The organism is Bdellovibrio sp. HCB2-146 (assembly GCF_047345725.1).
Lineage (GTDB): Bacteria > Bdellovibrionota > Bdellovibrionia > Bdellovibrionales > Bdellovibrionaceae > Bdellovibrio.
The window spans coordinates 303332-317569 of sequence record NZ_JBLEQP010000001.1 but is presented as its reverse complement, the minus strand read 5'-3'; the positions used below and the strand labels follow the sequence as shown (position 1 = coordinate 317569).

General features: G+C 44.9%; 9 protein-coding genes. 5 read left to right on the top strand and 4 right to left on the bottom strand.

Translation table 11 applies throughout. The features are described 5' to 3' along the window. The first annotated feature begins 150 nt into the window (after window positions 1-150). Window positions 151-2862, top strand: coding sequence for a pyruvate, phosphate dikinase (gene ppdK, locus ACLWOR_RS01470; RefSeq protein ID WP_413938888.1), 2712 nt, complete (start codon window positions 151-153; stop codon window positions 2860-2862). Window positions 2863-2920: 58 nt separating this feature from the next. On the opposite strand, the gene dacB is transcribed toward ppdK, so the two are convergent. Continuing rightward, window positions 2921-4369 carry a D-alanyl-D-alanine carboxypeptidase/D-alanyl-D-alanine-endopeptidase gene (gene dacB, locus ACLWOR_RS01465; protein ID WP_413938887.1) on the bottom strand — a complete coding sequence of 483 codons (1449 nt, stop codon included), beginning with the start codon at window positions 4367-4369 and terminating at the stop codon, window positions 2921-2923. A gap of 178 nt (window positions 4370-4547) precedes the next feature. Here dacB and ACLWOR_RS01460 point away from each other — a divergent pair, with 178 nt between their 5' ends. Then, on the top strand, window positions 4548-5102 hold the full coding sequence (locus tag ACLWOR_RS01460) for a hypothetical protein (protein WP_413938886.1): 555 nt from the start codon (window positions 4548-4550) through the stop codon (window positions 5100-5102). A 3-nt stretch (window positions 5103-5105) separates the two neighbouring features. Here ACLWOR_RS01460 and ACLWOR_RS01455 read toward each other — a convergent pair whose 3' ends face one another. Together ACLWOR_RS01455 and ACLWOR_RS01450 are read right to left on the bottom strand one after the other, a co-directional pair. Further along, complete coding sequence (locus ACLWOR_RS01455; protein WP_413938885.1) at window positions 5106-6257, bottom strand: amidoligase family protein; 1152 nt, start codon at window positions 6255-6257, stop codon at window positions 5106-5108. A 177-nt stretch (window positions 6258-6434) separates the two neighbouring features. Next, window positions 6435-7706: a hypothetical protein gene (locus ACLWOR_RS01450; protein ID WP_413938884.1), complete on the bottom strand. Its 1272-nt coding sequence runs from the start codon at window positions 7704-7706 to the stop codon at window positions 6435-6437. A gap of 532 nt (window positions 7707-8238) precedes the next feature. On the opposite strand from ACLWOR_RS01450, the gene smc reads away from it, so the two are divergent. The 3 genes from smc (at window position 8239) to msrB (ending at window position 13317) form a co-directional block, all read left to right on the top strand. Further along, complete coding sequence (smc, locus tag ACLWOR_RS01445) at window positions 8239-11826, top strand: chromosome segregation protein SMC (RefSeq protein WP_413938883.1); 3588 nt, start codon at window positions 8239-8241, stop codon at window positions 11824-11826. A gap of 47 nt (window positions 11827-11873) precedes the next feature. Then, window positions 11874-12644 carry a phospholipase A gene (locus tag ACLWOR_RS01440; protein WP_413938882.1) on the top strand — a complete coding sequence of 257 codons (771 nt, stop codon included), beginning with the start codon at window positions 11874-11876 and terminating at the stop codon, window positions 12642-12644. A 70-nt stretch (window positions 12645-12714) separates the two neighbouring features. Then, window positions 12715-13317 carry a peptide-methionine (R)-S-oxide reductase MsrB gene (msrB, locus tag ACLWOR_RS01435; protein WP_413938881.1) on the top strand — a complete coding sequence of 201 codons (603 nt, stop codon included), beginning with the start codon at window positions 12715-12717 and terminating at the stop codon, window positions 13315-13317. A gap of 145 nt (window positions 13318-13462) precedes the next feature. On the opposite strand, the gene ACLWOR_RS01430 is transcribed toward msrB, so the two are convergent. After that, the gene (locus ACLWOR_RS01430; protein ID WP_413938880.1) at window positions 13463-14107 is read right to left on the bottom strand and encodes an NAD(P)H-dependent oxidoreductase; all 645 of its coding nucleotides are present in this window, start codon (window positions 14105-14107) and stop codon (window positions 13463-13465) included. Window positions 14108-14238: the final 131 nt, after the last annotated feature.

Here is a 14238-nt window from a genome sequence, read left to right as displayed (position 1 = left end):
TTTTTGTAAAAATATTCCGAGTTTTCACTCTATGATGCGTAAGGCCGCTGGTGCTGCCAGTTTTCATTGATATTAGGCACTTAGCGGTGTTTTATAGCATCAAACGAGACCCAATATTTTTGGCTCATCTGGCTGAATAAAAGGAGACTTATGCACCAGAATGTCAATTCAACTGACTCATCAGTAAAAACAGCAGTTCCGCAGAAGTTCGTTTACTTCTTCTCAGCGGGAGATACGGAAGGCAATGCCGGGATGAAAAACATCTTGGGCGGTAAAGGAGCAAATCTCGCAGAGATGACTTCTTTGGGAATTCCGGTTCCTCCAGGCTTTACAATTTCTACGGAAATCTGCACACACTTTAACGAAGCTGGCGGGAAACTTCCTGACTGGGTTCGTCCTGCCGTACAAACAGCGATGGCAAAAGTGGAACAAAAAATCGGCAAGAAATTCGGCGATGTGAATAATCCATTGCTCGTTTCGGTTCGTTCCGGTGCGCGCGCTTCTATGCCGGGCATGATGGATACGATTTTGAATCTTGGTTTGAATGATCAAACTGTTGAAGGCCTTGCAAAGTCTTCGAACAATCCACGTTTTGCGTGGGACTCTTACCGTCGTTTCATCCAAATGTATTCGGATGTTGTGATGGGCATGAATTCTTCCCTTTTAGAAGTCACTCTTGAAGATTTGAAAGAGGAAAAGCACTACAAACTCGACACGGAAATGACAGTTGATGATTTGAAGTTGCTTGTTAAAAAGTTCAAAGAACTTGTTCATCAAATGACAGGTCAATCTTTCCCAGCAGATCCTTGGGAACAATTGTGGGGTTCTATCTCTGCCGTTTTTAGATCTTGGAACACACCTCGCGCGATCACATACCGCGAGCTTCACAGTATCCCGGCATCTTGGGGAACAGCGGTGAACATTCAGTCGATGGTATTTGGTAACATGGGTGATGATTCTGCAACAGGTGTTGCGTTCACTCGTAACCCGTCAACTGGTGAAAAAGCATTCTACGGTGAATTCTTGATCAATGCTCAAGGTGAAGACGTTGTTGCTGGTATTCGTACCCCACAACCAATCACTAAAATTGCAGCAGCAGGAACGGGTATGCCTTCTTTGGAAGAAGCTCTTCCAAAGGCTTACGAGCAATTGGTGCAAATCTATAAAAAACTAGAAGGTCACTATCGCGATATGCAAGACATCGAGTTCACAATTGAACGTGGTGTTTTGTGGATGCTGCAAACTCGTAACGGAAAACGTACGGCAGCAGCAGCTTTGAAAATCGCATGTGACATGATCGACGAAAAGATGATCACAGAAGAAGAGGCAATTCTTCGTTTGGATCCAGCAGCGTTGGATCAATTGCTTCACCCAACATTGGACCCTAAGGCGCAAAAAACAACTTTGGCTAAAGGTCTTCCAGCTTCACCAGGTGGCGTAAACGGTCAAATCGTTTTCACTTCTGAAGAAGCTGTTGAGTGGAAAGAACAAGGTAAGAAAGTTATCTTGGTTCGTATCGAAACTTCTCCTGAAGACATCGCTGGTATGATCGCGGCTCAAGGTATCTTAACAACTCGTGGTGGTATGACTTCTCACGCGGCTGTTGTGGCACGTGGTATGGGTAAATGCTGTGTAGCGGGTTGTGGCGATATCGAAGTCGACTACCGCAATGAAACGATGAAAGTGAAAGGTTACGTTCTTAAAAAGGGCGACGTGATCACTTTGGACGGTTCAACTGGTGAAGTGTACATGGGCGAAGTAAAAACGATTGAGCCCAAACTTGAAGGTTCATTCGATCGCATTATGAAAATCGCAGACCGCGTTCGTCGTTTGAAAGTTCGCACAAATGCAGACACTCCGAAAGATGCTGAAACAGCTCGTAAATTCGGAGCTGAAGGTATTGGTCTTTGTCGTACAGAGCACATGTTCTTTGGCGCGGATCGTATCGACGCTGTTCGTGAGATGATCATTGCGGATAACAAAATGGATCGCGAACGCGCGCTTTCTAAACTTCTTCCAATGCAAAGAGATGACTTCTATCAGCTCTTTAAAATCATGGACGGTTTGCCAGTGACAATTCGTTTGTTGGATCCACCTCTTCATGAGTTCGTTCCTCACACAGACGAAGAAACAAAAGAATTGGCAAAACGTTTGGGCACAGACTTTGATCGTTTGCGCGCAAAAGTAAAAGCTTTGCACGAGTTCAACCCGATGTTGGGTCACCGTGGTTGCCGTTTGGCGATCACTTACCCTGAGATCTATCAAATGCAGGTGCGTGCGATTGCAGAAGCAGCTGTGATGATGATCCAAGCGGGTAGCAAGCTTGTTCCTGAAATCATGATCCCACTTGTGGGCACAGATAAGGAACTCGACATCCTTCGCAAACAAGCAGATGCCGAAGTTAAAAAAGTTCAATCAGAGAAGAACGTCAAGTTCGACTACATGATTGGAACAATGATTGAGCTTCCTCGCGCTGCTTTGACAGCAGATGCGATTGCTGAACACGCTGATTTCTTCAGTTACGGAACAAATGACCTTACACAAACGACTTTGGGTCTTTCTCGTGACGATTCAGGCCGTTTCCTGGGTTCGTATGTTTCTCAAGGTATCTTGCCTAAAGATCCATTTATGTCGATTGATCAAGTGGGCGTAGGTTCACTTGTGAAAATGGCGACAGATTTAGGTCGTCGTATGAAGCCAGATCTTAAAATTGGCGTCTGCGGTGAGCACGGTGGTGATCCAGATTCTATCGAGTTCTTCAACAAGGTGGGACTTGATTACGTTTCTTGCTCTCCATTCCGCGTTCCTATCGCAAGATTGGCAGCTGCTAAAGCCGCTTTGTCAGGTGGAAAGCTTCACTAAATTCTAATTAAACGGAATTTTACAAAGCCTCGGTTGAAAGACCGGGGCTTTTTTATTTTTAAAGCAGCTTCACTAAAAGCTGGTCAAAGAATTTTGCAACCTTACGGTCATCAATTGCACCATTGTATACAAAGCTAAACGTGATCATCTTGCCGTTTTTCTTTTGGGCATAGCCGGCAAGGGCCGTGACGTTACGAATGTATCCGGTCTTTGCGCGAACCCAGGTTCCCTCTGTAGAGGCGATATTGCGGGTTTTAAGCGTTCCATCTACGCCTGCGATCGGCAGCGAATTAAAGAAAGCCTTTTGAGCTCGTGGATCTTCCTGCAAGTGACAGAGAATATGCCAAACTGCCATGGATGAAATTTTGTTTTCATGCGTAAGGCCGGCAGGATTGGTGATTTTAAATTCGGAATCTTGCAGGCCGATTTTTTTAAGATGTTTATTAATAATTCTTACACCATCGGCAAGCGTTGCACCGGTAGGACGTAAAAATGTACCGAGATTTTTTGCCAGCATTTCAGCCACAAAGTTATTTGATGATTTATTCATGTCGATCAGGATCTCTTCAATTGGTTTGCTTTTCGCTTCCGCCAGAACTTTGGCATTCGGTGCAGTTAAACCGTTGCGAATTTGACCAGTGACTTGGATGCCTTTTTTGGCAAGGAAGGTTTTTAAATTATAACCGGCCCAGATATCCGGTTGGGTTATGTTTTTTTCGACAAAAATAGGGTTGTAGCGTTCACCAATCACACCGTTAATCAGGATTAAATCACCGGATTTCTTACTGTGACGGCGCTCTGCTGTGAGGCGGTTTTTTCGACCCGAAACAGTTTTTGCTTTGCTAACAACGCGAATGTAATCGGTTTCAGGTTCAATGGTGACGTCGGCTTTTTTACCTGATTTTGTCGGACGAATCCAAATGCTCACGGTGTTAAGTCCAAAGGACATGGCACCGACCGGAGCATCGTAAGCATGGTCGACACGTGCTTGTTCGCGGCTGACATCATAGCGTGAGCTATCAAACAGCGAATCATCGACTACGATATCGCCAACCACCTTTGTGATTTTAAGCTTTGCAAATGTGTCGACCAGCGTCTGCATACCTTCAGCGCCAAAGCTTGGATCACCACCGCCTTTAAGGTAAAGGTCGCCGATAAAGATGGAGCCTTTTTTAGAAGAATTTCCCAAAAGCTGCGTGGTGAAGCGATAGTCGGGTGGAAAGGAGTCCAAGACCGCTGAAGCCGTGATGATCTTGGTCACCGATGCAGGGGTCATGGTCTTCATGGCATTGATATCAAGAAGCGGAGTTTTGCTACCTTCGGTGGTGGCGAAAATTGAAAGATTCTCGAGTTGAATTCCATAGTCGCTGGCCAGCGCTTTAAGCTCGTCAGAAGGTGACGCTGAAGGTGCAGGCTTAGAACCTTTGGTTCTTGGAGCCTTCACCTTGGCAGTCCCTATGGAGCCCACCGCCAAGCAGACCATAAGAAGAAGTGTAAAACGAAGCACAGAAATCCTTCCTACCACCTTTAAATGATAGAACGGCCCAGAATGGGAGGGAAGTAATCCTGATTTTTTGGCTCAATACAGGACCATTTAAACGAGATTTTGTCGAGAAGTTGAACAGGTAAAAAAGACAAGAACTTCTCGTCGAGAATTGCTGTGATTTGTGGTATCCCAATGGCCTATGGAAAATTCAGTTTGTTGTTCATGTCAAAGTACCAAGGCCCCTCTCACATGTGGAATGTGTCAGGAAGCTGTTTGTAAGAAATGTACCGAATTTATGGATGAAGGTGCTTTTTCATTCGAACCGAATGTTCCAGCTGAGCTTTCACACTCGACGTATTGCCGTTTGTGTTTTGATGCAAAGGTCAGCCCCGCACTTGATGATTACAATGCTTTGAAGAAGCAAGCGAAAGAAGTTTTCGTTTTCTTCAAAGATCAAAATAAAGAATCCCGCCTGATCAAACGTTTGGAAGATCCTATTTATGTACCGGAGTGCGAAGACCGTAACGAGACTTTGTTGCGTTTGGCATTCTTGGCGGCTAAAGGGAATTTCAATGTTCTTGTTGAGGTCGATATCACTTCAGAGAAAAAGCGCGAAGGTGCTTATCAGAAAACTATTTGGAAGGGATCTGCGATTCCTTCCTACGTGGATCCTCGCAAGCTGACCGAAAAAAACAAATGGTCCTTCGTGCGCAGCGATGGACCATCTTATCGAACGCCTGGGGCTCGTCGTTAGCCTTTAGAAGAAGAAAGCGTGCTCGCACATTTTGCCTTTGCGGGCCGCGCGAACTTCTTGAACCGACTTTCCGGTCGCTCTCGACATAAATGTATCGTGATCGATCGCTCCATACGTTTTCGACATGCGATAGATACCTGTCGCCCAACGAACTTTCGATTCCACATCAAAATCATTATTTGCGATGCGGTACTCTATGAGTGGGGCTGGTTTGATCCATTTGTGATCTACGATCTTTCTTGTGTACGGATCTTCCGGGAACCAAGTCAGTAGCAAGGATGCAATTTTTAATTGGTTCAATTTAATAATCGTCGTGTGAACTTTGTAAGGACCAAGTGGTTTTCCTTGAGAATCCACCTCTGGAAGAGTCGCAATGCGGTGGCGAACTTCGGCCTCAGACATCAACCATGCCGCTCTTTTTTGTGACGGGCTCTCTGACAAGAACTCAAGAGCTTGGCGATAGAAGAAATCGACAAACAGTTCGTGAGCCGTTGGGTTGTATTTGGGATCAAAAATCTTTTTCATAAAGCCGTCAGAGTATGGTTTCAAATAGTCCCAGCGTTCTGCCGGTACATTCGATACAGCTTTGATTTGCTGTTGGTGAGCAGGATTAAAATAGTTGCGGAGAATATTCACAAGGTCTTTAGCTTGTTGGTCCGCTGTTTGTTTTTGTACCATGCCGTAGTTTACTTGGATGGAAATTGGATTTTTTCCTTCGGTGCCGATACCGCCGGCTTTTTTAACTTCCGCTAAGCCTTGGTCTAAAAGTTTCACTTCTTCGAAAGTAATAGGGTCCGTGACGATTTCGATCACGATGCCTTTGCTATGTTTTGACCAATCAATAGTAGGGTCGTCACTGGTTTCGTTGACTTCAATTTTAATATCAAGTGCTTTACCCAGCTTCGAGTTTGTAAGGCGGATATTTTTGGAGTCGACTTGCACTTCGGTTCCGCCAAAGTGGCGGGCCATAATGTCGACGACTTGGCGTTGGCTGAGTCCCATCAATTCAACTTCAATACCATAGCGTTGTCCTTCAATCGGCGAAAAGAACATGGTTCCCGCTGATTGCAGAAAGTCTTGGGCCTGAGCCGCGAAAGAAATAGATGTTGTTGCCAAGAATAATAGGACGCCAGTTTTAAAGTATGATGTTTTCATACTAGAGCAATAATGCAAGGATGAGTCCCGCTCAGCTTGATTATATGAGTTCTCTTAGAACCTCAGGTTCTTGTAATGCCAATGGTGCCTGAATTCGGCAATCGTTCGTAAAGGAAGTGAGCAGCAAATCACCTGTGTCTCAAAATGAGATCCAAGTGATTTGCATGATGTCGGAGTTTAGCGTTTGCCAAAGATGTTTTTAAGTTGTTCTGCAAATTGCGGGAAGTTCATCGCGCCACAGTGACCACCGATTGGGAAGATCAAGGCTCTGTCGCCGAACTGTTCTTGGAACCAAGCGACATCTTGGTTGCCTTGAATGATGAGGTCGTCTTGGCTGTGGATGAGATAGATGTTGTCGTGCCCTTGGATGTAGTCGCCGAATTGGTAGATGCTTGAATCTTCGTTGAGGTCTTCAATGGTGTAGTTCAGGCCTTTGCTTGCTTGGAGTTGAGGGAGCAAGAAGCTTTCAATGTAATTGACGAATGAATAGCGAGAAGCCTCTTCAATACGTTGGTTGCGGCGATTGCTGGAGATCGGACTTTTTAGGATGCCGAGATCGTGAACTTGTTGGCTGGCGTAAATGACGTCACGAACGCCGGAGCGGAAACTGTCGCCAATAAGGTACGCCATTTCTTGGTTTTTTAAACGAAGCTCGGCAAAAATTTGTTGCAGTCCTTTAACGCCTTTTAGCTGATCCAAATTATCAAGATAGCGTCCACCGATATTGAACACGCGGAACATGATAGCTTTTTTGTGTTGGGGAGTCAGGACGTTTGCGAGATCACCCATGCGATCTAAGCTCTGAACCGAGTAAAGCAAATTCGCAGGAGGGTTGATGAGGAGAACCTTTTTGAACGAAAATTTTCTGACACTCTGATCGTCAATTTTTTGTAGGAACATGCTTTGAAGGGCACCAAGTGAGTAGCCGATCAAAGAGTAAGAGCTCGGGCGAAGGTCTTCCGTCACTTGCAAGCTGCGCGTGACTTTTTGCATTGCTAGATACAGATCTTCGGAATCACGGGGAGTGTAACCTGGAAGTCCGCTGCGGCTGGCGGCAACGGCAAAGCCCCAAGAGAACGGATTATCCAACGTCACCGCACTGTAGCCCATGCGATACATTTTTTCTGCGACCATGAGCGCTGCGCCTGATTCGGCCGTTCCGCCTGTGCCTGGCAAAACAAATACGAGAGGGGCACGCTTGTTTTTTTGTAGCAGGTAATTGAATTTATATTTCGCAAGACCTTCAACGTAAGCAACATTTTGTCGCCCAGGAATCACTGTCACTTCACCGCGAGTGAAATCATCCTCGTCCGGCCCCAATAAAACAGCCGTGATCGTCGTCGCATACGGATTTTTCAAAACCGGTGGCAACTGAGTTTGTTGAGTCTGCGCAGAGAGAGTAAGGGAAGTAATAAATAAAGAAATGAAAACAAAAAAAGAACGGATCATACAGAAAACTTTCTACTCGGAAAATACCGAAGAACTAGTGTCTCTGTAGTCCTCTGAAAGCGTGCGCGCAACTCTATTAAACTTCGTACTCCAAGCCTTTCACCTTCCTACACCCCCAAGAAGGTGCCCGGTGACTTTTTCGTCACAACACACGTCGCTACATTTCCGAAATGCCGGCTGATGTATTGGAGCCTTTATCCGTTGTTCTGAGTTTCGCTAAGATTTGGCGTTAATTTTTTTACGGCGACCGGAATTGAATGTGTTTGTCCGGGGTACGGAGTGTTGATGCGATGCTAGACAAAAAAGTCACCGGGCACCGTTTGGGTTCGACGCGGTGTAGACCCGAAAAAGAAGCTGGCACCTTTTGGTTTTGTGGTGCGTCGTGGAGGGTGCTTAAGTTTTCAGCGGAATTTGGGGTTTTGACAGGCTGTGGTTGACATAGATTCTGGATGCCTTGAAATTGGAATGGTCTTTGGTCTAGCTAGACCAAGGGCTATGTATTTGAGGGGACTACTCAAGAGGGGAATGTACCTTGAGAATTAAAAAAATTGAACTCTGTGGTTTTAAATCGTTTAAAGATCGCACCGTGATCCATTTCGACGCCGGTATTACTGGTATCGTTGGACCAAATGGTTGCGGTAAATCCAACATCGTTGATGCCCTTATGTGGGTTATGGGTGAGATGTCTGCGAAAGATTTGCGTGGATCGCAAATGACAGACGTCATCTTTGCCGGTGCCGAAGGTTATGCGCCTCTTGGTATGTGTGAAGTGTCCCTGACGCTTGAAAACGATGGCGGAGCTTTCCCAGCAAAATATCTGAAACATTCTGAAATCATGGTGACTCGTCGTCTTCACAGAAACGGTGAAGGTGAGTACTTCATCAATAAAGAGCCGGCTCGTTTGAAAGACGTGCAAGAGATCTTTATGGATACTGGTGCCGGTTCAAAAGGTTTCTCTATCATCGCTCAAGGTATGATCGGTAAGATCATCACTGCGAAACCTGAAGATCGCCGCATGCTTATCGAAGAAGCTGCCGGTATTACAAAGTTCAAAGCTCGTAAAAAAGAATCACAAAGAAAATTGCAAGCAACAGATCAAAACTTGGTCCGTTTGCAAGACATCATCGGCGAGCTTAAGCGCCAAATCGATTCCCTGCAAAGACAAGCGCAACGTGCAGAACGTTACCGCAACATCAAAAACCAAATCGAAGATTTGGATCTATGGTTGTCGTCAGCCCAGTACATAGAGCTTGCTCGTGCCGCGGCTGAAGCGCAAGCGATCTTCAACGAAGCACAAGCCATGGAAGTTGAAGGCGATAGCAACTTGTCTCAACTTCAAAGCCAATTCGAAGTTTTGAAACTTCAAATCCTTGAAAAAGAAAAATTGGTTGAAGAGCAACAAAACGAATACCACACAAAACAAGGCACCGTTCAAAAGAAAGAAATGGAAGTTCAAGAACTTCGTTTCGAAATTGAACAGGCTCGTCGTAACGAACAAATGACCGGTACGATCTTGCAAGAACAACAAGCTCGCCAAGAGTTGTTGAAGCGTGATCAAGCGCTTTTGCAAGAACAAGTTGATGGCTTGAAAGAAGAAGCAGAAACACTGTCTGCACAATTCTCTGAGAAAAACGAATACTTCCAAAACTCTTCTTCTCGTATCGGAGAAGTCGACGAAGAATTGACGACTAAACGCCGCGAACTATTCGCTGTCGGTCAGTCCGAGTCTTCATTGGATGCTCGCGTGAACTCTTTGAGTGCACAAATTTCGGATCTTTCTGAGCGCCAAGACAACGAACAACAAGTTTTGAACGAGCTACGTGAAAAACAAGTGGAGTTCGAAGGTCGTCGTAAAAAAGTCATCAATGAGCTCGATAAAGAACGTCAAATGCAGCTTGATCTTGCAAATGACGTGGACTCTTTTGAAGCTAATAAAAAGATCCTCACGGATTCGGTAAATACGAAAAAGATCGAAGTTGAAGAGTTCAAAGACGCTTTGAACGAAGTCGCTTCTCGTCTTTACGGTCTAGAGAACTTGCAAAACAACTTCGAAGGTTTCCAAGAAGGTGTAAAGCAAGTCATGCTTTGGCAGAAAACTCGTACACAAGAGATGATGGCAGACGGTTCTGTTGTCACTCACTTCCAACCGGTTTCTGAGGTTGTTGAAGTTCCAGCGGAATACGAAGTGGCAATGGAAGCAGCATTGGGTTCACGCCTGCAAATGCTTCTTTCATCTGACTCTGGTATTGCGATGGATGCGGTTTCTCACTTGAAAGAAAACAAATCCGGCCGTTCTAGCTTCTTGTCTGCAGATAGCAGCTCTGGTTCATTGAACCGTGCTTCTGCTCCGGCATCTGAGGCGGGCGTTCACGCGATCTTAAAAGACGTTGTGAAATCGGCTGATAAATTCCAAAACACAGTTGCTTACCTTCTTGATGGTGTAGCAATCGTAGACTCTATCCGTACCGCGTTGGCGCTTCGCCCGCGTTACGAAGGTTGGACATTTGTTACTCAAGATGGTGACACTTTGACAGCTGACGGAGTTTTGACGGGTGGTTCTTCTGAATCTGCGGATTCAGGTGTCTTGAAGCGCCGTCGTGAAATCAAAGAGCTTTCTGATAAAAAATCAGAGTTCGCAGGTAAATTGGCGTTGGCTCAAGCTGCTCTTAAGAAAACAGAAGAGCAATTGGCAAACGTATTGACGGACTTCGAAGGCGCGCAAAAACGCAAAATCGAACAAGAAATCAAAGTCACTGAGCTTCGTAAAGACGTTGAACGTGCTGAAAATGAGCTTGCCAATGCTCAGCAAGCCGTTGAACGCCAAGAACGCGAAGTGAAAAAAATCACTGAGCAACTTGAGATCCAAGAAGCAAAACAAGAAGAGTTGAACCAAGCCCTCCTTGAAGCGCGTGAGAAGAAAGTTCTTCTTGAAACAGAAGTTGAAGCTTTGAACAAAGAATTCAACTCTATGCGTATGGGCTTTGATGGTCTTCAAGCGGAAGTGACAGATCTTCAGGTGAAGTCGGCTTCTAAAACTCAAGAGTTCCAAGGTGTGCTTCGCCAACTTGAAATGGTGAATAAGTCTTTGGGCGAACTTGAGGCGCAACTCAGTCGTATGAGTGAAGAAGCGCAAGGTTACAGCACGCAAATGTCTGAGAGCCAATTGCTTCTTGAAGAACGCAAAATCGAATTTGAACGTCTTGTCGACGAAGTTGAAGCCTTGAAACTTCAAGTGGCTCGTACAAAAGACGAATACGAAGTGATGTCTGAAAGCGCTCGCGAAATCGAAGAGGCTGCAATGAGCTCTCAACGTGCGCGCAACGAAAGACAACACAAAATGAACGAGTCTCAATTGAAACTTGAGACAGCGAAGATGAAAGAGCAGTACCTCATCGACCAAGTTCGTGAGCGTTACATGCTGAATCTTCCAGACGTTGTTGAGAAGTACGCCAACCGTGAAGGTGACTTCATGGAAGCAGACACGCAATTGAAAGAATTGCGCGACAAGCTTGCAAAAATCGGCGAAGTGAATTTGTCAGCAATCGAAGAGTACGAAGAAACAGCGACTCGTTACGAGTTCCTGACAAAACAACATGCGGATTTGACAGAGGCCAAAGAACAATTGCGTAAAGTGATCGATCGTATCAACCGTATCTGTTCAAAACGCTTCAAAGAAACATTCGACCTTGTAAACGATCGTTTCACTCGCGTATTCCCAGTGCTCTTTGGCGGTGGTGAAGCGAAATTGGAATTGATCGAAAACGAAGAAAAAGGCGAGATGGGTATCGAAATCATCGCTCGTCCTCCAGGCAAAAAGATGCAAAACGTGTCTTTGATGTCGGGTGGTGAGAAGGCGTTGACTGCGGTTGCTCTTGTCTTCTCAATCTTCCTTGTTAAGCCGTCTCCGTACTGCTTACTGGATGAGGTTGACGCTCCACTTGATGACGCCAACGTATTCCGTTTCAACGACCTTGTTCGTGAAATGGCAAAACGCTCGCAAATCATCGTTGTTACACATAACAAACACACGATGGAAGTGGCGGGTAAATTGTACGGCGTAACTATGCAAGAGCGCGGGGTTTCTACAATGGTATCCGTATCTCTTCAAGATCTTCGCTAGTCAGAAGATTGTTGAAAGCTTTTAAAAGTTAAATAGAATGGGGGAAGATGAAAGTCTTCCCCCATTTTTTTATTCTAGTTTGCCTTTCACTGTTTTCGTCACTGGCTTATCCCTATGCCAATGAAACAGCGACAACAACTTGGCAACCGGAAGGTTTTAAACCCAATTACTTTATTTTGGGTGATCCCAATGCCAAGCTGTCTTTGAGTTTCAAAATCAAGTTGATTGAAAAGGCCGATTTATATCTTGGTTATTCTCAATTGATGTTTTGGGAAGTCGCCAAAGAATCTTCTCCATTTGAAGATGTGAACTACAATCCCGAGATCTTCTACCGAATGTATGAAGGTGACTCGAAAAAGACTTGGGCTGACATTGGAATTTACGAACATGAATCCAATGGTCGTGATATGGAGTATTCGCGCGGTTGGAATCGTTTCTATTTGCTTTATTCTTTGGAAGCTTTTGCTGTCGATGCAGCCAAATTGTATATCAGTTTTAAGGGCTGGGTTCCCTATGACGTTGAAGACACCAATGAAGACATCACTGAGTATCGCGGTCTTTATGAGATCAACTTTACTTTGGCACAATTCCTAGGTGCGAGTTTTGATCAAAGCGATTTGATCTTAAGAATTTACTCAGGCGGCAATGCCGGCGTTGATCCGACAAATGGCGGGCAAGAACTTACCTTGCGTTTAAGAGGTGAGATCACCAAGGAATTTTTGCCGGTTTTAACTTTCCAATTGTTCAATGGCTATGGGGAAAGTCTTCTCAACTATAATCAAAAAGAGACAGAGTTCCGAGTAGGAATTGGCTTTTAGAAAACGTGCAGTTTGACAGAATATATTTCGTAAAGCTTGTGCTATACTTATCAGGTTATCGGAGGCTTCTATGAAAAAGACAGCGCTGCTAATGTCTGTACTCTTGGTTGGTGCCACATCAGGCGCTCAAACCAAATCGACAAAACCATCGGAAAAGGGGACGACCGTGAAAGAAAAATACAACCCAGAAACTTGTGCCTTTCCAAAAGACGATTCCGAACTCAGAAAACTTCTTTCACCTGAACAGTATGAAATCACGAAACGTGGCGGAACAGAGATGCCGTTTCGAAATGCTTACTGGAATAATCATCATCCCGGAATTTATGTGGATGTGATTTCAAAAGAGCCGCTGTTTTCATCGAAGGAAAAATTTGATTCAGGAACAGGTTGGCCAAGTTTTACCGAGCCGCTTAAAAAATCGGCTGTCGTTGAAAAAGCAGATAAGTCTCACGGGATGACTCGCACAGAGGTGCGTTCGTCGCGTGCGGATTCTCATTTGGGACATGTGTTTGATGATGGCCCGGGAAAAAATGGACTTCGCTATTGTATCAACTCGGGTTCTCTTAAATTTATTCCTTTAGAAAAAATGAAGGACGAAGGCTACGAAGATTGGCTCGGTCATTTCGATGAAAAGGATTGGGCGGAGGCTCGTAAGAATCCTTGGAAGCAGTAACGAATGGGCTGCTTTCTTTGAAAGGGCGAAAGGGCGCTTTTGAAATTAGAAGCTAGAAATTAGAGGGTAAAATGAAGAGGGGATTTGCTAGTGGCAAATCCCCTCTTCATTTTACGGAGGAGGGAACGGGAGGATGAGTGAATTATTATTTGATGTATTCAAAGAGAGCTTCATCCTCGAAGCGAACTTTTTTGTTCAGTTGGTATTTGTCTTCAGGGTGGCGATAACCAAGCGCAACAGTTGCTCCGGTTTTCCAGCCAGTGCCTTTCAGACCTAAAATTTCATCGTAAGCATTGGTATCAAGACCTTCCATAGGGCAGGCATCAATTTTCAAGAGAGCTGCTGTTTCCATAAGGAAGCCCATGGCGATATAGCTTTGCCGTTGAGCCCAAGCATCAATCGTTTGTGAGCGAGGACCTTTGATAAGGTTTTCAATCATCATATCGCGGAAGCCAGTGAGAGATTCGACTGGGACATTGCGGACTTGCGAAATGCGTTTCAAATAGTTATCGACAAAGTCGACGTCGAGCTTTTCTTTATAAGTGAAAACGACGTAGCGACTTGAATCAGTGACTTGGCTTTGATTCCAAGAAACAGCACGAAGCTTTTCGCGGACTTCCGTATTTTCGATAACAAGAAACTTCCACGGTTGCAGACCGTATGAAGACGGGGCGAGCTTCAGCGACTCTGTCAAAGATTGCCAATCTTGGTCCGTGATTTTTTTCGTCTTATCGAACTGCTTAACCGCATAGCGCCACTCAAGGGCTTCTTTAATACTTTGATGAGTCATATTCTCCTCTGGCCGTACAGGCCTTAAATGTGACCAACATTGATACATTATATACGAATTAATTTTAATAGCAACTATGAAAGTTACATTTAAAATGAGGAGATATCAGCATTTGGGCCACTAGCTTGTTT